The sequence below is a fragment of the Microbispora sp. NPDC046933 genome, assembly GCF_040644635.1.
In the GTDB taxonomy this organism is placed as follows: domain Bacteria; phylum Actinomycetota; class Actinomycetes; order Streptosporangiales; family Streptosporangiaceae; genus Microbispora.
The window spans coordinates 1-20,393 of record NZ_JBEYWW010000018.1; the positions used below are offsets into that span (position 1 = coordinate 1).

Genomic DNA, 20,393 nt, shown 5'->3' on the forward strand with positions numbered 1-20,393 from the left:
CGTCTGCGCCACACTCAGCTCGTACTCACGCGGCCCCAGCTCGTAGTCCACGAACGTCCCCGGCAGCGTCGCCTCACCCTCATGCCCCGCCGCCAAAGCGATCTCCGCCTCGCCGTACCGGTTCACCGGCCGTGCCACGGGAGGACGGCCGAGATGCTCGCGGAGACCGCCGGACAGTGCGATCAGGTTGTCCAGCGCCGACCGGCCGAGGACGAGGACGACGCAGGAGGTGAGGGCTTTGGCGGGCGCGGCCCCCGGACCGGCGAGGTCCCCCAGGTGATCTCCGTCGGCCAGGACCTGGAGCAGGGCCTCGCCGCCGTACGCGCCGGCTCCGATGCGTGCGATCTTGCCGTGGGCGACGAGCACCACCTGTCCCGGCGGCACCGGCTCGTCCGGGCGCAGGTCGTGCTGGACGAACCGGTCCGCCAGCGCCCCGAGGGTGTTCAGGTCGCCGTAGTCGTGCAGGGACGGCAGTTCGCACAGCTCGGCCGGGATGACCCGGACCCGCGCTCCGGTGGAGACGAAGCTCACCCGCCCGTCCCCCACCGTGCAGGTGAGCCGCCGGTTGACCCGGTAGACGCCACCCTGGACCTCCGTCCACGGGAGCACCCGCAGCAGGTGCCGGGGAGTGATCTCCCGCATCTGCGGCGGTGTCTTGGTGGTCGTCGCCAGGTTCCGCGCGGCGGCCGTGCTCAGGGTCAGGCGCGTCCCGCTCATGGCGCCCCCACCGGAAGCGAGTGCGCCGGCACGGGGAGGTCCGCGGCAGCCGGAAGCGAGTGATCCGGCAGCGAATGAGCTGGGAGCGAATGAGCCGGTGCCGCGAGGTCCGGCGGTGCGAGAGCGGGCGCCGTCGCGGACGACGCCACCAGGTCCGGCGGCGCGAGAGCAGGCGCCGTCGCGGACGACGCCACCAGGTCCGGCGGCGCGAGAGCAGGCGCCGTCACAGACGACGCCGTGAGCGCCGGCGACCCGTGAGCCGGGGGCGCCCTGTGTGCTGGCGGCGCTAGGGAGAGGATGCGGGCGGTGGCCGTGCCGAGCCCGGTCGGGCCCTGGGTCCAGCGGGCCGCCGGCCCCCTGCGCAGCTCCTCCTCGAAGTAGCGCCGGGACCGCTGGTGCCAGCGCAGGATCGCCGCCATCCAGTTGCGCAGGTCGGACACGTATCCCTCGACCGACTCCCGTACGGCCTCCCCCGCTTCGATGCGGTCGAGCAGGGCGGGCAGGTCGACGGTGGTGATGTGCTCGAACTGCCTCATCCGGCTGGTCATGAGCGCGTCCACCACGGCCACGCTCTCCTCAGGCGCGCAGTCGAGGAAGGTGCCCAGCACCACGACGGCGTTGTGCAGCTCCCCCTCGAACTGGATCTCCTTCTGGTAGGAGAACAGGTCGTTCATCAGGCACGCGTAGTCCTGCGCGGCGTCGGTCATGCCGAGGAACTCGCGGGTGCGATGGATCTCCATGGGGATGACCCGGCCCGGCGCGAGCCTGGCCAGGCTCATCGTCATCTGCGAGCCGAACGTCCTGCGCCGCATCTCGATGTAGTCGACCGGGTCGGGCACGCGGTGCTGGGCCTGGTTGGCCAGCTCCCACACCCAGCTGTCGATCATCTCCTCCACGGCGGCGCGGAAGTCCCGGCGGGAGCTCTCCGGCAGCGGCCCCGCCGTGCGCGGCCACAGGTCGGCCAGCCCGCGTTCCAGCCCCGTCACCGGGGTCAGGCGTGGGACGAGGTCCAGCGGCATGAACTCCTTGAGCCGCCGGTTGCCGAGCTTCGCGCCGACCAGGTCGCGCGCCGCCCCGTAGACCCGCGGATAGTAGTCGTCGCCGTACGTCCCCCAGGCCAGCCAGTTGACGGCCAGGATCAGCTCGTCGGCCGTGGCGTCCGGGTTGATGCCGGACGCGCACAGGGCGAGGTCGAAGCCGACGAGTTGCGGTTCGTTCCAGACGGCGGTCGCCGGGATGCCGGGAACCCCGTCGAAGAAGCCCATGGCGGCGCACCATTCGACGTCCGCCGCCCGCGCCGCGTCCAGGTGCGGGTTGTCGCGCACCTCGAACGGCATGTACGGCTGCGGCAGCCGCACCGCCGCCTCCAAGAAGGGCCGATGGGTGTGGTTGCGCAGGCCGCCCGCGCCCGTGAGGTGGGCGCGGGCCACGTTCATGCCGAGGAAGCCGGTCTCTCCCGCCGTCTTGGTGTAGCGGCTGGAGGCGGTGTGCCAGGCGTGTCCGCCCGCCTGCCAGTCCTGCAGCCCCTTGACGTAGCTCAGGACCAGCGCCTGCTCGGGCGGCAGGACCCCTTCGTCGGCGAACAGCGCCGGAAGCTCGGTCAGCGCGGTGTGCTCGAACTGGTGCAGCCGGGAGGTGAGCAGGTCGTTGGTGATCTCCACGGCCCGCTCGGTGTCGCAGCCGAAGAAACGCTCGCAGACCAGGACACAGTTGGACAGCTCGCCCTCCTGCAGCACCTCCCGCTGGTAGGAGAACAGGTCGTTGCGCAGGTGCACGGCGTCGGCGAACGACTCCGTCAGCACCCGGATCGGCCGGGAGCCGGCCAGCCGGGCCGGCAGCTCGGCGCCCACCGCGTGCTCCACCAGCGCGGCCGACCACGGGGCGCCGCCGACCTTCCTGCGTTCCTCGATGTACTCGATGGGGTTGGAGACAGCCTCGCGCTCGATGTGGAACAGCTCCCACATCGACTCCTGCAGGAGGTCCCGGGTGACCCGGACGAACCGGCGCCGCCACGCCTCGGACATGGCGGGCACGGTTCGGGGCCACAGGTCGGCCAGTCCCCGCTCCACCGGGTTCGACGGCTCGGGCGGGTCGTCCGACATGAACGCGTCGAGCCGGTCCAGGTAGTCCTGGGCGCCGTCCAGATCCCTGCTGCGTTTGAACGTCTCCAGGAAGTGGTCGTCGAAGTAGAAGACCCACACGTACCAGTCGGTGACCAGGTCGAGCTCCGTGGCGGAGCAGTCGGGATGGGTGTAGGCGCACATCAGGCCGTAGTCCATCGCGTCGAGCGACTCCTCGGTCCAGATGTCCGGGTCGTCGAGCATGCCCATGTCCGCCGCCCACCCCCGCGTGTGCGCCCGGGCGGTCTCCACGTGCGGGTTCAGCCGGGGCGGATAGGGGAGGTAGAAGTCCGGCAGCCGGTAGGAGGACATCACAGGACCTCGACGCTCTCCAGGATGCCGAGGGCGTCGGGGACCAGGACGGCCGCCGAGTAGTAGGTGGTCACCAGGTAGGAGATGATCGCCTTGTCGTCGATGCTCATGAAGCGCACCGACAGGCCGGGCTCGTACTCGTCCACCAGCCCGGTGCGGCGCAGACCGACCACGCCCTGGTCCTTCTCCCCCAGGCGCATGACCATGATCGAGCTGATGCCCTTGTCGTTCACCGGGATCTTGTTGCACGGCAGCATCGGCACCCCGCGCCAGGCCGGCGCCTTCTGGCCGTTGAACTCCACGGTCTGCGGGTAGATGCCTCGGGCGTTGCACTGACGGGCGAAAGCCGCGATCGCCTTGGGGTGGGCGAACATGACGGTCGGGTTCTTCCAGACCGTGGCGAGCAGCTCGTCGAGGTCGTCGGGGGTGGGCGGGCCGGAACGGGTGTGCACGCGCTGCTTGAGGTCGGCGTTGTGCAGCAGACCGAAGTCGCGGTTGTTGACCAGCTCGTGCTCCTGACGCTCCCGCAACGCCTCGATCGTCAGCCGCAACTGCTGCTCGGTCTGGTTCATCGGCTCGTTGTACAGATCCGCCACCCGCGAGTGCACCCGCAGAATCGTCTGCGCCACACTCAGCTCGTACTCACGCGGCCCCAGCTCGTAGTCCACGAACGTCCCCGGCAGCGTCGCCTCACCCTCATGCCCCGCCGCCAGCGCGATCTCCGCCTCGCCGTACCGGTTCACCGGCCGGTCCGGGTCCTCCCGGTACGCCTGGACGTGCTCACGCAGGCTGTCCGACAGGGTGAGCAGCCGTTCGAACTCCTCCCTGCCGAGGGCGAGCACGGTGCACGACGTCACGGCCTTGACCGTCCACTCCCACCGCGCGTCCGCGTTCACCAGCATCTGCTCGCCGACGTACTCCCCGTCGGCCAGCACTCCGAGCCGCGTCTCGTTGCCGTACGCCCCCTCGCCGAGCCTGTCGACCTTGCCGTGGGCGAGGAGCACGACCTCGTCCATCGGGGCGCCGGCCTGAGCGATGACCTGACCGGCCTCGTACTCCCGCTGGGTGAACAGGTCGGCCATGGCGGCGAGCACGTCGGCGTCGCCGAAGCCGCGCAGGGCGGGAAGCTCGCACAGCTCGGCGGAGATGACCCGCACGTCCGCCCCGGTCGAGACGAACGTCACCCGCCCGTCGGCCATCTGGTAGGTCAGCCGCCGGTTGACCCGGTAGACGCCGCCCACCGCCTCGATCCACGGCAGCACCCGCAGCAGATGACGGGAGGTGATCTCCTGCATCTGCGGCGGTGTCTTGGTCGTCGTGGCCAGATTGCGCGCGGCCCTGGTGCTGAGGCTCAACCGGTTGTCGGTCGGCATGGTGTTTTCGGTCACAGCACATCACCCCATCTGTGATCGGCACGGCGGCCGGTTGTTCGGTGACTGGTCACGCTCGTCGCCGAGCGGCGGAGGGGGGAGGAAAGATCAGGGTTCTACCGGCCCGGACAGGGCCGCACCGCCACAGGCCGGGTGCACCGGGTGCACCGGGTGCCCGTGCGGCCGGGCGCGGAGCCGGCCGGAGTCGTTCCGGCACGGCGGGAGTCGTGAGAGAGGCGGGTGTCCGATCGCGCGCCTCACCGGACGCGGCGGGTGAGCCGCTCGGTGAGCACCACGAGCGCGCGCGCCGCCTCCGGGGCGATCGCGCAGTCGCGCAACGCGTCGAGCGCCTGCCCGGCCCTCAGGGCGATGAGGTCCTCCACCGCACCGAGGGCGCCGGTGTCCACGATGATCTGCCGGAGCTCGGCCGCCCGCCGCTCGTCCAGGTCGGGGGCGCCGTGCCAGGTCCGCAGCCGGTCCCGTTCGGGTCCCCGCGCCCGCGCGTACGCGTACGCCATGAGCACGGTCCGTTTTCCCTCACGCAGGTCGTCGAGCACCGGCTTGCCGGTGACGGCGGGGTCGCCGAAGACGCCGAGGACGTCGTCGCGCAACTGGAAGGCCTCTCCGAGCGGCAGGCCGAACCGGGAGTACGCGTCCAGCAGGGCGGGCGTGGCCCCGGCGAGCGCGCCGCCGATCTGCAGCGGGCGCTCCACGGTGTATCGGGCCGTCTTGTAGCGGATCACCGTCAGGGCCTGTTCGACGTCCGCGTCCGCGCGGGCGTGCGCCAGGATGTCGAGATACTGCCCGGTGACGACCTCCGTTCGCATCCGGTTGAACAGCTCGCGCGCCGCGCGCGCCCGCAGGTCGCCTGCGGCGGCCTCCGCGAGCAGTTCGTCCGCCCACGCCTGCGCGAGCACTCCGAGCAGGATGGCGGCGGACTGACCGAACGTCTCCGCGCCCGCCCACCGCGGCGCCCCGGCGAGTCCCCTGTGGATGGTCGGGCGCCCACGGCGCAGCTCGCTGCCGTCCATGACGTCGTCGTGGATCAGCAGGCCGGCGTGGTAGAGCTCCAGCGCCGCGCCGGTGATGACCGCCTGTTCCTCCTGCGGCTCCTCGCCGCCGGCGCCCCGCCAGCCCCAGTAGCACAGCAGCGGCCGGATGCGCTTGCCGCCCTCGACGACGAACTCGCGCAGCAGCCGGTAGCCCTCGGCGACGTCCGGGTCGCCGACCGGGGGGCGGCGGGCGTCGAGGAAGCCGGCCAGCAGCTCGTCGACCCGTCCCCGGACGGCGCTCGTGACGGCGGCGATGCCGCCGGTGTCGTCGGCGCCGGTGATCCTGCTGATGGACGTGTCCACGGTGTCCGCGGTCATGCTCGGCCTCCTCGCTCGGCGAGCCGGTATCCCCTGCGGAAAGTTACTTAATGAACACGCAAAGTAGAACCCGCTGTTCCGATAGTTGGAACCTCTCGACGGCCAGCCGGTCCGTCGTACGGCCGGCGACGTCCGGCCCAGTTGAACCGCGGAAGCTGTAACGGTGCTTCAGGCCCTGCAGATATCTGATGAGACACTGCGAAAAGTGCCAAGAGGGAGCGCTTCTGCAGCTTGAGCTACTCCGGTCGCGTATGCCGAATGTGTGGTAATAAACGCGGCTGACACGGGCCCGGAATTCCACACAGAACCGCGGGGTGTCGTTTTGCGCGTGGTGGTGACCATCGCAGCCGAGGATCGGGCGGAGCAGATTCTCGATCTGTATTCGTGGCTCTCCGATGAGCCGGAGCTGCGCGGACATGTTCACATCAGGGAGGCCGCCGCGCTACCCGGCGCCCTTGGTCCGGTGGCCGACGGGCTTCAGGTGGCGCTCGGCGCCGGAGGAGCCGTGGCGTCATTGGCGAGTGTAGTGATCGCCTGGCTGAGAACCCGCGGCGGTGAGATAGGCGTGACCCTGAGCCGCAGCGAGGACGAGACCCGGGTGGAAGTGACCGCCAAGGGCGTCAAAGCCCTGGACCTGGCCGGAACGCAGGCGCTGACCGCACATCTCGTCCAGGCGCTGAGAGATACCCGGTCCGATGACGACGGTTGAACGTCCCCGCCTCCTCCTCACCTCATCAGGAACCCAGGTTCTCCTTGTCGGATCGGGAACGTACGCGGCCGGTTCACGCTTGACCGATGTCGCCGCCGTCCCGAGAACGATCAGTGATCTCGGGGGCTGTCTGATCGACCGTGCGGGCCTGGATCCGTCGAACCTCGTAACGTTGGTCGATCCCGCCGACCCGAGAGAGTTCGGGACCGCCCTTGTGCAAACGGCCAAGCGGGCGCGAGACGTACTGGTCGTTTATTACGTAGGCCACGGTCTCGTGAGCATGCGCAAGGAACTCCATCTGGCGACACGTTCGACCATCGATCTGACCCAAGGAATTCCCAGCCATCAAGCTGTGCCGTACTCAATCGTACGAGAAGTCCTGTCCGAGTGTCCGGCCCGGTTGGTACTCGTCATTCTCGACTGCTGTTTCTCCGGGCGCGCACAGGGAAGCACCGTCCGCGCGGACGTCGACGAAGCCTTCGACACCGCTCAGCAGGGGATGTATCTACTCACCTCCACCAGCAGAGACGAGGCGGCCTGGGCACCGGAAGATCAGCCGCACACCGCTTTCTCCGGCGCCCTCATCAATCTGCTCACCACGGGTGATCCGGCCGCACCGCCGCTGCTGACCCTGGACCACCTGTATCGGTCGCTGGCACGCACGCTCACGGAGCGAGGTTTTCCACGGCCTCGGCGGCAGGCCGCTGACTACGCGGATCAGCAGCCGATAGCTCCCAACCCTGCCTATCGGAACGTTCCAGAAAAGATCAGACAGGCTCAGGATCGGACGGGAGACTTCAGTCCCTACCGGGGTCTGGCCGCCTTCGGTCCGGAAGACGCCGACTTTTTCTTCGGGCGCGCGGACCTCACCGCGACCCTGGTCCGACGCGTGCTCTACGCCCCCTCCCACACGGGACCGCTTGTTGTGATCGGGCCGTCAGGTTCGGGAAAGTCGTCGCTCCTGCGCGCCGGTCTCATCCCCGCGCTGTTACGGGCATCGGACCGTGGTGAGCCCGACGCCGGTTTCATGGTCCTCAGTCCGGGTGATGACCCCGTCGGCGTGCTCGCGAAGCGGTTCTCGAGTCTTGCCGCCCTGGCTCCCGGACAACCACAACGACGACTCGAAGCCGATCCTGCTGCCCTGCGGCAGATTCTCGAGGGAGTTCCGCGAAGCGGAGCAGCGCGCCCGATCATCATCGTCGACCAGTTCGAGGAGATCTTCACCGCGTGCCCGGACGAGAACCAGCGGCTGATTTTCATTCGGGCATTGCAGGAAGCGTCCTGTGATCGGACCGGCCCCGCGCCGGCCGTGGTCGTCGTCGCGGTCCGCGCGGACTTCTACGCGCACTGCACAGCTCACCCAGAGCTCCTGAATGTCCTCGACCACCCGGTGGTCGTAGGCCCAATGACCGCTGCACAGCTACGCGAGGCCATCGAGAGGCCCGCTGCGCTCGCCGGCCTCGTGCTCCAGGACGGCCTGGTGGATCTCCTTCTCGACGACGTCGGCGCCGGAGCGCAGGCGGCAGGCGCCACCGGAGGCGTTCTCCCACTCCTGTCCCACGCTCTGCTCTCCACATGGCATCATCGCGAGGGCCGGACGCTGACCCTGGCCGGATACCGCGCGAGTGGTGGAATCGCGCGATCGCTCGCACAGACCGCCGACGGCGTGCTCGAAGGCCTCCCTCCGGCGAGCCGGCAGACCGCACGATGGCTCCTACCCCGCCTTGTACGGGTAGGTGAGGGCACAGAGGACACCCGGAGAAGAGCGCAACTCGCCGACCTGATCCCATCGGCGGGCTCGCCGGGATATTCCCCCGCCCGGCAGATCCTCGACCACTTCGTACGCGCCCGTCTGGTGACTACGGACGAGGACATGGTGGAGATCACGCATGAGGCGCTCATCCGCGCCTGGCCGCGATTACGCTCCTGGGTGGAAGCGGATCGGGCCATCCTGCTGGCCCTGCAGCAACTCGACGAAGACGCCAATACGTGGCTTCGGCATGACCGCGACGCCGCTTTCCTCTATCAGGGCACGCGTCTCGCCACCGCCGGCGAGGCCGCCAGACGATGGGAAGCCGACCCCTCGCGACGCGAGTTCGCACTCAACGAGGTCCAGCGCGCGTTCCTGGATGCGAGTCGGACGCAGACGACGCGCCGCAATCGCCGGCGCAAAGCGATCACGGCAAGCCTGGTGGCACTCCTGATAACCGCTCTGGCGGCGGCGGGTTTCGCCGAATCCCAACGGCGTACGGCGAATGAGCAGACCGCTTTGGCGGAGGAGCAGCGTGACCTCGCTCTCGCCCCCCTCGTCGCCGCACGCGCGGACAGCCTGCGCCACACCGATCCTGTCAGGGGCATGCTGCTGAGCATCGCGGCCTGGCGAATCGCCCGCGTTCCGGCCGCACAAGGCAGTCTCTACGGAGCGCTGGACCAGGTGGAGCAATCCGTCGCCACCATTCCCGCCGACGCTGCCGGATACGAGTTCAGACGGAACGCCTCGACGGTGGTCACGTTCGGCTCCGACGGCGGCAACATTTGGGACTCCGCCTCAGGCAGACGAGTACGGACCCTGAACGTCCCCGGATCGGACGTCGCGACGCCCACGACATGGGCGTCGGCCACGGGAGAGTCCTTCAACACCTTCGCACTCAGCCCGGACGGCAACACCCTGGCACTCGTCACCAAGAAGGGCCGGGTGCGGCTGTACGACGCCGGATCAGGCAAGCGGGTCGGCGCCGAATTCGGGTCGGGAATCAAGTCGGTGCGGTTCAGCCCTGGGGGGAAGTGGCTCATTCTCGACAAGGGTCAGGTCGAAGCCAACAACTATGTTCTCGAAGCATGGGACGTGGCTCGGCAGGCCGTGATTCACCACACCCAATCGAGCCGGAGGCTGTTTGCGGTCAGCCCGGACGATCGCGTGGCGGCGTACACGGGGATGAACCAGGACACCGTCGTGTGGGACCTTCTGGCCGGAAAGCAGCTCTTCAGCTTGGGAAAGACCTCTTTCAGCACGGAGACGAACACCGAATCACTGGCTATCGCCTTCAGCCCGGACGGGCGATACCTGGCCCTTGGGCGCGACCACGGCGGCGGGCCGCGGCTGTGGAACCTCTCGGACGGCAGCGTCGTGCAGGATCAAAACGGCAATGACACCTACCATGGTGGCAGCATCCAGGCACTGCGCTTCAGCGCCGACGGGCGCTTCCTCGCGGGGTTCGACAGTGAGAGGTCGCTGCACGTCTGGCGCACGGCCGACCATCTCCCGCTCCTGGTCTACCGGCCTGCCCACGAGAAGATCTTCGACTTCGGATTCGACGCCGACGCTGGGGCGCTCCGACTCCTGGCGGAGGGTGGAGCCGTGCTGACTCTGGATCTGCGAGCGCTCACCCATCCGCTGCCCGTCAAGGGCGCATACATGATCCGGGACGGGTCGATCCTGCTCTCCGAGGGCGACACCGCGACCACGCTACTGGACCCCCGCACCCGCAAGGTCGTGGGGAGCGTACCGGCCGGCTTCGACAACCTTGAGGTGGGGTCACACGGGCGGACGATGGCCGTGCAGAGGGGCGCCGAGCTCACCTTCATCAGCACAGCCGGCAAGGTCACCGTGAAGCTGCCCGGCCGCCCACCCGCAGGGGACTGGGTCAATTTCGTTTACGGAATGGCGATCAGTCCCGAAGGGACGATGGTGGCCGTCATAACCGAGTACGAGAACGACTCGGGACGGCAGACGGTACTCCTCTATGACGTCGCGTCCGGACGCCTGCTGCACACGGCCAAAATCGATGCCACCCCCGGATCCGCCGGACTGATGGCATTCCAACCGGGGGGACGTCTCCTCGCACTGGGCACCTTCCCCGGACGCGTCCTCGACGTACGGTCAGGGAAGCTGCTGCCAGGCCGGTTCGGCCCGGAGTCGGATCATATGCTCGACATGGCGTTCAGCCCGGACGGCAGAGTGATCGCTACCGCCGGCGTCGACGGACAGGTGACCTTCTGGGACGCGGGCACTCTGAAGAGAGCCGGTTTGAGCCTGCCCGGTCACCCAGGTAGCGCGGACTCGCTCGCATTCTCCGCCCGGGGCAGGCTGCTCGCCGTCTCCGGCGACGACGGTGTACGCATCTGGGACAGCGCGACCCGGCAGCAACTGGGACCTGTGCTGACCACGGTGGGCGGCAACTCCATGGCCCTCGCGCCCGATGGGTCGGCCCTGTACACAACCGGACTCGACGAAAACGAAGAAGCCTGGTTCTCAGACTTCCCCACGGATCCCGAACGAGCCGCCACCGCACTCTGCGCCCGCCTGCGGACCACCCTCACCCCCGCGGAGTGGAGGCGCCTCATTCCGGAAGCGCCCTACCGGGATGTATGCCCGGTGCGGAGTTGAGGAGGTCACCCCTCCGCCTCGCCCTTTCCCGGCAGGGCATGTCCTGACCACTTCTGATCGAAGGGCCGGGCGTCAGCCGGCTCTGCCGAACCGCGGCCCTCAGTCGGCTCTGCCGAACTGCGCCGCTTAGTCGGCTCTGCCGAACTGTGTGATCGCGATCGTGAGCAGGGCGAGCCCGAGGACCGCGAGGACGGCCACCTCGACCAGGATGGGGACGTGCCAGCCACCCCAGGTCAGCCCGGGCGCGAGCCGGGCGCGTGCGGCCGCGGACAGGTTCAGATGCGCGAAGACCAGCCGCCTGATGGGATCCACGGCGTACGACAGCGGGTCGATCCGGTTGAGCGCGGTCAGCCACGCGGGCAGGTTCGAGGCGGGGAACATCGCGCCCGACATGAAGTACAGCGGCATGATCAGCAGCTGGTTGAGCGCCATGAACGACTGCATCTGCCTGACCCGTACGGACATCGCGACCCCGAAGGCCGTGATGGTGAAGGCCAGCAGCACCTGGATGCCGAAGACGCCGAGCATCAGGCCCGGCGCGTACGGCACGCCCACCGGCCCGGCGATGCAGATGACGACGAGGCCCTGGAAGGCCGCGACGGTGGCCCCGCCCAGGCACTTGCCGATGACGATCGACGCACGGGACACCGGCGCGACCAGCATCTCCCGCAGGAAGCCGAACTCCCGGTCCCAGACGATCGAGGCAGCCGAGGACATGGCGGTGAACAGGACGGCCATGGCGAGGATGCCCGGGTAGAGGAAGGTCCGCAGGCCGAGCCCGCCGGTGCCGCCCGAGGTGAGCTGCGACAGGCCGGTGCCGAGGACGAACAGGAACAGGAACGGCTGCACGAGAGAGGTGAGGATGCGCAGCGGGCCGTTGAAGAACCGGATGATCTCGCGCTGCCAGACCACCTTGACGGCGCGCAGTTCGCTCATCGCGCTGCGCCCCGGCACCCGGACCGCCGTGACAGGCGACGTCATCGCCGGCCTCCCCGCGCCGCCGCGAGCGCGGCCGGGCCGCGTGCGCCGCCGGTCGCCTCCGCGTCGCGGATCGACCGGCCGGTGTAGGACATGAACACGTCGTCGAGGCTGGGCCTGGCCACGCTGACGGACCGGATCGGCAGCCCCGACCGGGAGAACAACTCGGGCACGAAACGCTCCCCCTCGTCCACGTGGAAGACGACCACGTCCCCGGACGCGACGGCCCGGATGCCGAACCGCTCGTCCAGGGCGGCGACGGCCGCCGCGCCGTCGCCGGTCTCGATCTGGACGCGGTCCTTGCCGACACCGGCCTTCAGCGCGGCGGGGGTGTCGAGCGCGATGATCCGGCCGCCGTCCATGATCGCGATCCGGTCGCAGTGCTCGGCCTCGTCCATGTAGTGGGTGGTCAGGAAGACCGTGATGTCCTCGGCCTCCTTCAGCTCCCGGATGTAGGACCAGATGGAGCTCCTGGTCTGCGGGTCCAGGCCCACGGTGGGCTCGTCGAGGAACAGCACCCGCGGCGAGTGCAGCAGGCCGCGGGCGATCTCCAGTCGTCGTCTCATCCCGCCCGAGAACGTCGCGACCTTGGCGCCGCGCCTGTCCCACAGCCCCACCATCTCGAGCACGCCCCGCAGCCGCGGACCGATGTCCGCGCGGGGCACGCCGTACAGCTCGGCGTGGAAACGCAGGTTGCGCTCGGCCGTCAGGTAGCCGTCCAGCGTCGGATCCTGGAACACCAGGCCGATCGAGCGCCGCACGTTGTCGCGTTCGCGCACCACGTCGTGACCGGCCACGCGCGCCTCGCCCCCCGTGGGCGTGGTCAGGGTGCAGAGCATGCTGATCGTCGTGGACTTCCCGGCGCCGTTCGGGCCGAGGAAGCCGAAGATCTCCCCTCTGCGCACGGTCAGGTCGATGCCGCGTACGGCCTCGACGTCGCCGTAATGCTTGGCCAGGCCGATGGTGACAACCGCCGGATGTGTCATCCCGCCTCCCGATTCATTACACTTGGTGTAACAGTACACCAGGTGCAACCAAGGAGGCCGATACGCTGTGCCCATGAGTGCGGGCGGACTGCGGGAGCTGAAGAAGAACCGGACCCGGCAGCTCATCGCCGACACCGCGAACGCGCTCTTCCGGGCCCGGGGGTTCGACGAGGTCACCGTGGACGAGATCGCGGCGGCCGCCCAGGTGTCGAAGAAAACGGTGTTCAACCACTTCGCGACCAAGGAGGACCTGGTCTTCTACCGGGCCGAGGACCGGGAGGCCATGTCGCTGGCGGCGGTCACCGACCGCCCTGCCGGGGTCTCCATCCTCGACTCCTTCCGCGCGCTGTGCCTGGCGCAGACCCGGTTCGTCGCGAAGATGCGGCGCGACCTCGTCCATCCGCGCAGCTTCTTCGACCTCGTCAGCGGCAACCCGTCGCTGGAGCGGAAGATGCACGAGGTCAACGAGCGGATCACCCGGGTGCTCGCCGACGCGCTGGCGGCCGAGGCGGGCGCCGAGCCCGGCGACCCGCTGCCCCGCATCGTCGCCTCGACGCTGGTCGGCGCGCAGCGGGCGCTCTACCGGCGGCTGCGGCAGCGGGTCCGGGAGGGCGGGCCCGACGAGGAGATCGAGCGCGCCCACCGCGCGGACGTCGAACGGGTCTTCGACCTGCTCGGCAAGGGCCTGGGCGGCTACCCGCCGGCGTGATCCCTGAAGACGGGCCTCATTCGGCCACCGCGACCCTGGCCTCCGAGCCGTCCACGGTCTCGGCGCGCTCACGCCGCCAGGGGCCGTGGAACAGGAAGACGGCGGGCGCGAACAGCGCCAGGCACACCAGGGAGACCACCAGCCAGGTCTGCCAGCTCGTGGCCTCGACCACGTGCGGGATGACCAGCAGGCCGACCACGGCGATCGCCTTGGTGAGGAAGCCGAACAGTCCCCAGGCCGTGCCCTGCAGCCGGGGGTCGACGTCCTCGGCGTCCTCGGAGTAGTTGGCCATCCACGGGCCGTACGCCACGCCGAGCGAGCCGCCGAGCAGCGCGCCGACGACCATGAGCATGCCGCTGGAGACGCCCTGGCCGCCGAGGAGCGAGGCCAGGTAGGCGGTGACGAGCACGGCCGCCACGGTGCCGCCCAGCGTGAACGGCTTGCGCAGCTGCGTACGGTCGGAGAGGCGGCCGGCGACGATCAGGGTGATCAGGTTGAGGCTCCAGAAGCACGCCATGATCGTGGACGCCTCGGCGGCCGTGATGCCCAGCGCGCCGACCAGCATGGTCTGACCGAAGAGCGTGAGCGTGATGTAGAGCACCAGCCACAGCGAGATGCCGACCACATGGGCCCAGATGTTGCGCCGGACGAACAGCGAGGTGGCCCTGGCCGGCCTGGTCAGGTCGACGATGCTGCTGGACTGGCGCTCGGTGTGCTGGATCTGCGCGCGCAGTTCGGGCGACAGGTCGGCGATGTTGAGGGCGATGACGATCGAGATGACCAGCGAGAAACAGCCCATGATGACGAACTGCGACCGCCAGGAGTCGTCGAAGATCGGCAGTGTCCAGCCCGCGACGGCGGCGGCGAGGAAGTTGGCCCCCACCGGACCCCAGGTCCAGAAGCCGAACGCCTGGGCCCGGCCGAGGCGCGGCGAGAAGTCGCGGACCAGCGGCGCCGTGCTCGCCATCGCCACACCGTCGACGAAGGCGAGCACGATCCGGGCGATCAGCAGGTCCCTTGAGCTGTGGACGAGCGTCATGGCGAAGCAGCACAGGGCGGTCAGCAGCATCAGCGGGACCAGCAGGCGCACCCTGCCGAGCCGGTCGGTGAGCCTGCCGCCGAGCGCCGACGCGAGGGCCCCCGCGACCGCCGCCGCCCCGGACACCGCGCCGTACGTCGCGAGGGACATGTCGAGGTCCTTGAGGAGCAGCGGGACCACGGGGGCGATCTGCGCCTCATAGGAGCCGATGAGGACGGCCAGCACGGCCATCGTGAGGATCTTCATGCGACGGGCACCGGTGGGGTACTCGTCGAGCTCGCGTACGTAGGACAGGCCCATTGACATGCCTTTCTCGTCAGCCCCCGTCCCGGCGATGAGTTCTAGAAGCTAGCTCTAGAATTCATTTCCACGAATGCTCCGCCCTCTCACGCCCGGAGTCAAGGGTTGTGAGCATGGTGTTTCCTGGGAATCGAATGACTAGAATGAGATTCTAGGATTTCGATCGAAGGAGGACGGGTGGACATCGCCGAGGAGCTGGCCGGGCTGGACGCGGCCTTCGACCACACGGCCGTCGCCGCGCCGCGCATCAGGGACCTGCTGCCGATCTACCGGGACCTGCTGGGAGGCGTCTATCTCGGCGGGGGCGACAACGTGGTGAACGGCTACCGGACGCTCCAGCTCAGGTACGCCAACGGGAGCAAGATCGAGCTGATGGAGCCACTGGCCGGATCCTCGTTCTTCGACAGCTTCTTCGACCTCACCCGCGGCAGAGGCGGGGTCCACCACCTCAACTTCCACGTCACCGACATCGAGGCCGCCGTGGCGGCGCTGCGCGGGCGCGGCTACCGGCTGTTCGGCCTCAACCTCGCCGAGCCCCGCTGGCGCGAGGTCTTCCTCCACCCGAAGGAGGCCCACGGCGTGCTGGTCCAGCTCGCCCAGCCGGGGCCACGCGGCCCCGAGCCGGCGCCGTCCCTGGACGACCTGCTGGCCGGTCGCGGCCGGCGCGGCAACGGCGTCCCGAGCCCCTGACAACGGACCTCGCCAACTCTAGATTAGAGTTCTAGAATTCGACTCTAAGACTTCCTCCGCGTTGTAGGAGAGCCATGACCGCATCGCACAAGCCCGTCCCGAAACCGACGCCGGAAACCCAGCCGTTCTGGGACGGCACGGCGGAGGGACGGCTGCGGATCCAGCGCTGCCGCGCCTGCTCGCGGCACTACTTCTATCCACGGCCCGCCTGCCCGCACTGCGGCTCGGACGACGTCGCGTGGGTGACGGCCAGTGGCAGGGCCACCCTCTACTCGTACGTGATCAGCCATCGCCCGGCTCCCGGCTTCGAGCAGGACGGGCCGTACGCCATCGCGGTCGTGGAACTGGAGGAGGGCGTGCGGATGATGACGAACATCGTCGGCGTCGAGATCACGCCGGAGAACCTTCCCCTGGACATGGAGCTGCGCGTCGTCTTCGAGCGGCGCGGCGACGTGCACGTCCCCCTCTTCACCCCCGCCTCGGTCGGGGCCGCCGCATGAACATCGTGATCGCCGGCGCGGCCGAGACCGACGAGCTCGGCAAGCTCCCCCACATGTCCACCGCGCAGCTCCACCTCCAGGCCGCGCGCAACGCTCTCGCCGACGCCGGGATGACCAAGGACGACATCGACGGCGTCGCCACGGTCGGCATGCCCGGCCCGATCCAGATCGCCCACGCGCTCGGGATCGCCCCCGCCTGGCTCGACGGCACCGGCGTGGGCGGCTCGTCCTTCCTCTTCCACGTACGGCACGCCGCCGCGGCCATCCGGGCCGGGCTGTGCACGACCGTGCTCATCACGCACGGCGAGTCCGGGCGGTCGCGGGTCGGCGCGCCCCGGCCCGCCCTCGGCCCCGACTCTCTGATCGGCCAGTTCGAGCTGCCGTACGGCGTGCTCGGCCCGCCCACCATGTTCACGCTGACGGCGCTGCGCTACATGAAGGAGACCGGGCTGACGCACGAGCAGCTCGCGGAGGTGGCGGTCGCGCAGCGCCGGTGGGCGCACCTCAACCCCCGGGCGATGTACCAGGATCTGATCACCGTGGACGACGTGCTCGCCTCCCGGATGGTCGCCTACCCCTTCCACCTGCTGGAGTGCTGCCTGGTCACCGATGGCGGCGGCGCGCTGATCGTGACGACCGAGGAGCGCGCCCGCAGGTCGCCGGTCCATCTGCTCGGCTCCGGCGAGTCCGCCGAGTCGCCGATCATCTCCCAGATGGAGGACTTCACCACCTCCGCCGCCTTCCGCCGCTCCGGCGAGGCCGCCTTCGCCGAGGCGGGCATCTCCCACGACGACGTGGACCACCTCATGATCTACGACGCCTTCGCGCACGTGCCGATCTATGGCCTGGAGGACCTCGGCTTCGTCAAGCGCGGCGAGGCCGGGCCGTTCATCGCCGAGGGCCACACCTCGCCCGGCGGCCGCCTGCCGCTCAACACCAACGGCGGCGGCCTCTCCTACACCCACACCGGCATGTACGGGATGTTCGCCATCCAGGAGTCCGTACGGCAGTTGCGCGGCGAGGCGGCCGCCCAGGTGCCCGATGTCGAGGTCGGCGTGGTTCTCGGCAACGGCGGCATGTTCGCCTCCGCCGCCACACTCGTCCTGTCCAACCGTCGCCCCTGACCCGTCCGGCCCCTCCGGCCGCTCACCGAGGCCGGGCGGTGGGAGCGTGGCCCCGCCCGCGGATCGCGGACGGGGCCACGCAGATCATCACACCCAGATGACGGTGCAGTAGGCGTCCCAGACACAGCTGGAACGCCGCGTCGCCTCCCTGTCGCTGGACTCGATCTCGGGCAGGTCCTGCAGGTTACGAACGTCGATGGACATGGTGTTTCCCCTTTCTGTGCTTCCGGGCCGGCCCTGATGCGGCCCGGTCTCGATCGCCGTTCCTTCGCGAAACGGCGAGCCCTCACGCCTCGTCCGGCATCCACAGCCGCGGGGAGCGGCGGCGCAGCCGGAGGAGGAAGGCGAGGGCCCCCGCCATGCCTCCCAAGTAGGCCGGCGGGAAATCTCCTCGCGGGCCGGGGATCAACAGCCGGCCGGAACGTTCGACCGCTGCGAACTCCAGGCAACCGGCCAGATCCTCCGCCCACGACCGGTAACGTTCCTCACCGGTGAGGTCGGCCAGGTCCAGCAGGAACTCCCCGTCCCCCGGCAGTCCATGGCAGTGGGTCGGTCCGGACTGCCAGCGCGTGCGGTGCACGGCCGTCGCCGCCTTGCGAGCCAGATCGAGGGACACCGGGTCGCCGGTCGCCCTCCAGTACCGCACGAGGAATGTGCCGATCCCCGACGAGCCGCTGCACCAGTGCGGCCGCCGCGGCCGTGCCGTCTCCAGGTCACCGCGCAGGATGGGCCACCAGACCGTGTCCCCGTCCACGTCCGCGTACGCGGCGAAGGCTCGCGCGATCTCATGGGCCGTCGCCATCCACTCCGGCCGGGCGAGGGCGCGGCTCGCCTGGAGCAACGCCGTGCCGATCCCGGCGATGCCGTGGGCGAAGCCGAAATGGTTCGCTCCGGCGAGCCCCGAGTCGTACGAATCCGGTGTCGGCCACTGGGGATGTCCGTCCAGGTACGACCGCGCGTCGTGCAGGTTGCCGAAGATCCGCATGGCGTGCTCCCGCAGAGCCGGGTCGCCTGACCGCGACGCGAGGTGCAGGACCGCCATGCCGCAGCCGGCCAGCCCGTGCGTCACGTCGGGGCTGGGACTGACGGCCGGCAGCAGGCGCGCCGCGCGCACGGCGAACCGGGCCGTTTCCTCGTCTCCGAGCGCGGTCGCCGCGTCGTACAGCGCCCACAGGGCTCCGGACCGCCCGAAGTACAGGCCCGGGCCCCACGCCGGCTCGTCCTCGAGCCGGCGCCGTAGCCACCGGCTCAGGACCTCGGGCGATTCCCCGACCTCGGCTACCGGCATGGCCTGGGTGAGCACGCCCAGAATGCCCGCCGCGCCACCGCTCACCGTGCACGGGTCGGCCTCGATGTCGTCGTCCACGTTGGCCCAGGGCGAGGGGCTGTCCGCACCCGCGTTCATCGTCTCGACCAGGTACCCGACGCCGTCGCTGATCAGCCGGTCGACCCCGCGGGGCGGCCGGGGCAGGTGCTCGCCGACCCCCCGGCCCGCGGTGAGGCCGGCCAGGAAGCGTTCGCAGGCGTCCAGCGACCACCGCTGCTCCGGCTCCGCCGCCAGCAGCCCCTCGACGAGGGGGCGCAGCAGGGCCAGGGTGGGATTGGCGGCGGCGGCTTCGGCGGCTCTGGCCAGGCCCGGTGGCTGCAGATGCGTCCCGGCCGCGAGAAAGTACGCCATCGCGCCCAGGCTGTAGCGGTCGGCGCTCTGGTCCGGCGCGGGGCGGAGCCGCCCGACATGATCGGCGAGCTCCGGCGCCAGATATCCGGCGGTGCCGGCGACCATGACGGTCTCCCCCGGCGCCGCCGCGTGCTCCAGATCGATGAGTCGCAGTTCGCCGCCGGGCAGCACCATCACATTGTTCGGCGACAGATCACCGAGCACGCGCCCCCGGTCGTGCACGGCCCGAAGGAGCCCGACCAGCCGGATGATCACGGGTGAGACCCGTGCCGCGTCGAGGCCGAACCCGGTCTCGCCCAGCGGCCCGGCATGCCGGTCGACCCATCGCTGCAGTGTGACGCCGGGCAGGCGTTCCTCGACCAGGAAGGCGTGCCCGCCCTGCTCGAAGAAGTCGACCACGGCCGGCACAGCCCCGCTCGGCGCCAGCTCTCGCAGCCGCAGACACTCGGCCTCGATCCGGTCCGCGGCGTCCATGCCGCGCAGGTCGCCGCACGCGTGCGGCCGGCCTTCCTTGACGACCACCTCGCGTCCGGTCTTGGTGTCCTCGGCGTAGTACACGCCGCCCCGGTTCGAGTGCCGCACGGCCTGCCGCACCAGGAACCGGTCGTTGAGCAGCACCGAGGCGGCGCGCGCCGGGGCAGGTGGGTCGCCGAACGGGCAGGTGGCGAAGGACGGCGGGGAAAACCGCGGTCGCCGTTCGTCGGGCACGAGCTCCCCGTCCGGCGACCGCAGCCGGACCTCGTAGAACCCGTCGTTGCCCAGCACCCGGTGCCCGCCGAACGCGCCGTACCGGTAATGGACGATCCCGCCGGGCCGGTAGGGACGGTCGGACAGGATCACCGGGCCGGGAAGCCCCCGGGTGGCCTCGTCGAGCGCCGCGGCGAGCCGTAGGGATTCGGCGTCGTCACGGGGGTAGGCCGTGACGAACTTGCCCGCCTGCGCGCGGCCGCAGTGCGGTTCGAGAAGTTTCCAGTAGTCGTCGAGCCGCGCGGGGAACTTGAAGACGCACCCGGCCTCGATCAGCACCCGTGCGGCGCGGGAGAGCACCACGGGAGCGGACAGCATCGTGGCCGAGACGTGCAGTTTCCATCCCTGGTCCGGCAGCCTGTGATCGTCGGGCGAGGCCTGGCACCAGGCGTCGCTCTGGATGATCGACCAGCCGGCCGCATCGGCACGTCGCAGTTCCGCCGTGACGATGTCACGGAGCAGGGCCTCGTCTTCCGGACGCATCCCCACCGCAGGTCCCCCTTCACCACACATGGTTCTGGGCGGTGAGTGTGCGGAGAGGTTCTTGGAATCCGCTTGCGAGGCCCTGCAATACCTCGTCAGCGCATCCGCGTCGTAGGAGGGCCAGGCGTGGATCGGGACGAGGTCCTGAATCCAGTCCACAACGGTCGCGCCGAG

Annotated in this window: 13 protein-coding genes and 1 pseudogene; 6 read left to right on the forward strand and 8 right to left on the reverse strand. The window is 69.8% G+C overall.

Annotation, left to right across the window (positions count from 1 at the left end):
- The 4 genes and pseudogenes from ABZ857_RS23540 to ABZ857_RS23555 all read right to left on the reverse strand — a co-directional run.
- A pseudogene (locus ABZ857_RS23540) lies at nucleotides 1–717 on the reverse strand (Crp/Fnr family transcriptional regulator); the annotation flags it as partial.
- Nucleotides 714–3,149 (reverse strand): germacradienol/geosmin synthase, encoded by a 2,436-nt coding sequence (locus tag ABZ857_RS23545; protein WP_357046239.1) that lies wholly within the window; start codon nucleotides 3,147–3,149, stop codon nucleotides 714–716. The pseudogene ABZ857_RS23540 and the gene ABZ857_RS23545, both read right to left, overlap by 4 nt.
- Entirely contained in the window at nucleotides 3,149–4,537 is a 1,389-nt protein-coding gene (locus ABZ857_RS23550; RefSeq protein WP_357046240.1) for a family 2B encapsulin nanocompartment shell protein, read from the reverse strand. Before ABZ857_RS23550 ends, ABZ857_RS23545 begins: the two co-directional genes overlap by 1 nt.
- A 239-nt stretch (nucleotides 4,538–4,776) precedes the next feature.
- Nucleotides 4,777–5,889 carry a polyprenyl synthetase family protein gene (locus ABZ857_RS23555; protein ID WP_357046241.1) on the reverse strand — a complete coding sequence of 371 codons (1,113 nt, stop codon included), beginning with the start codon at nucleotides 5,887–5,889 and terminating at the stop codon, nucleotides 4,777–4,779.
- 328 nt (nucleotides 5,890–6,217) lie between these two features.
- Here ABZ857_RS23555 and ABZ857_RS23560 point away from each other — a divergent pair, with 328 nt between their 5' ends.
- Together ABZ857_RS23560 and ABZ857_RS23565 are read left to right on the forward strand one after the other, a co-directional pair.
- On the forward strand, nucleotides 6,218–6,598 hold the full coding sequence (locus ABZ857_RS23560; RefSeq protein ID WP_357046242.1) for a hypothetical protein: 381 nt from the start codon (nucleotides 6,218–6,220) through the stop codon (nucleotides 6,596–6,598).
- Nucleotides 6,585–10,985 (forward strand): AAA family ATPase, encoded by a 4,401-nt coding sequence (locus ABZ857_RS23565; protein WP_357046243.1) that lies wholly within the window; start codon nucleotides 6,585–6,587, stop codon nucleotides 10,983–10,985. The genes ABZ857_RS23560 and ABZ857_RS23565 overlap by 14 nt, the downstream gene beginning before the upstream one ends.
- 126 nt (nucleotides 10,986–11,111) lie before the next feature.
- Here ABZ857_RS23565 and ABZ857_RS23570 read toward each other — a convergent pair whose 3' ends face one another.
- A complete protein-coding gene (locus ABZ857_RS23570) occupies nucleotides 11,112–11,966 on the reverse strand; it encodes an ABC transporter permease (protein WP_357046244.1) in 855 nt (284 codons plus the stop codon).
- Nucleotides 11,963–12,949 (reverse strand): ATP-binding cassette domain-containing protein, encoded by a 987-nt coding sequence (locus tag ABZ857_RS23575; protein WP_357046245.1) that lies wholly within the window; start codon nucleotides 12,947–12,949, stop codon nucleotides 11,963–11,965. Before ABZ857_RS23575 ends, ABZ857_RS23570 begins: the two co-directional genes overlap by 4 nt.
- Nucleotides 12,950–13,022: 73 nt before the next feature.
- Here ABZ857_RS23575 and ABZ857_RS23580 point away from each other — a divergent pair, with 73 nt between their 5' ends.
- Nucleotides 13,023–13,658: a TetR/AcrR family transcriptional regulator gene (locus ABZ857_RS23580; RefSeq protein ID WP_357046246.1), complete on the forward strand. Its 636-nt coding sequence runs from the start codon at nucleotides 13,023–13,025 to the stop codon at nucleotides 13,656–13,658.
- Nucleotides 13,659–13,674: 16 nt separating this feature from the next.
- On the opposite strand, the gene ABZ857_RS23585 is transcribed toward ABZ857_RS23580, so the two are convergent.
- Nucleotides 13,675–15,003 (reverse strand): MFS transporter, encoded by a 1,329-nt coding sequence (locus ABZ857_RS23585; RefSeq protein WP_357046247.1) that lies wholly within the window; start codon nucleotides 15,001–15,003, stop codon nucleotides 13,675–13,677.
- 171 nt (nucleotides 15,004–15,174) lie between these two features.
- Between ABZ857_RS23585 and ABZ857_RS23590 the strand changes: the two genes are divergently transcribed.
- From ABZ857_RS23590 to ABZ857_RS23600, 3 genes are all read left to right on the forward strand, one after another.
- Nucleotides 15,175–15,687, forward strand: a complete 513-nt coding sequence (locus tag ABZ857_RS23590) for a VOC family protein (RefSeq protein ID WP_357046248.1) — start codon at nucleotides 15,175–15,177, stop codon at nucleotides 15,685–15,687.
- A 74-nt stretch (nucleotides 15,688–15,761) separates the two neighbouring features.
- Nucleotides 15,762–16,187, forward strand: coding sequence for a Zn-ribbon domain-containing OB-fold protein (locus tag ABZ857_RS23595; protein WP_357046249.1), 426 nt, complete (start codon nucleotides 15,762–15,764; stop codon nucleotides 16,185–16,187).
- Nucleotides 16,184–17,311 carry a thiolase gene (locus tag ABZ857_RS23600; RefSeq protein ID WP_357046250.1) on the forward strand — a complete coding sequence of 376 codons (1,128 nt, stop codon included), beginning with the start codon at nucleotides 16,184–16,186 and terminating at the stop codon, nucleotides 17,309–17,311. Before ABZ857_RS23595 ends, ABZ857_RS23600 begins: the two co-directional genes overlap by 4 nt.
- A gap of 286 nt (nucleotides 17,312–17,597) precedes the next feature.
- On the opposite strand, the gene lanL is transcribed toward ABZ857_RS23600, so the two are convergent.
- Nucleotides 17,598–20,219 carry a class IV lanthionine synthetase LanL gene (gene lanL / locus ABZ857_RS23605; protein WP_357046488.1) on the reverse strand — a complete coding sequence of 874 codons (2,622 nt, stop codon included), beginning with the start codon at nucleotides 20,217–20,219 and terminating at the stop codon, nucleotides 17,598–17,600.
- Nucleotides 20,220–20,393 lie beyond the last annotated feature (174 nt).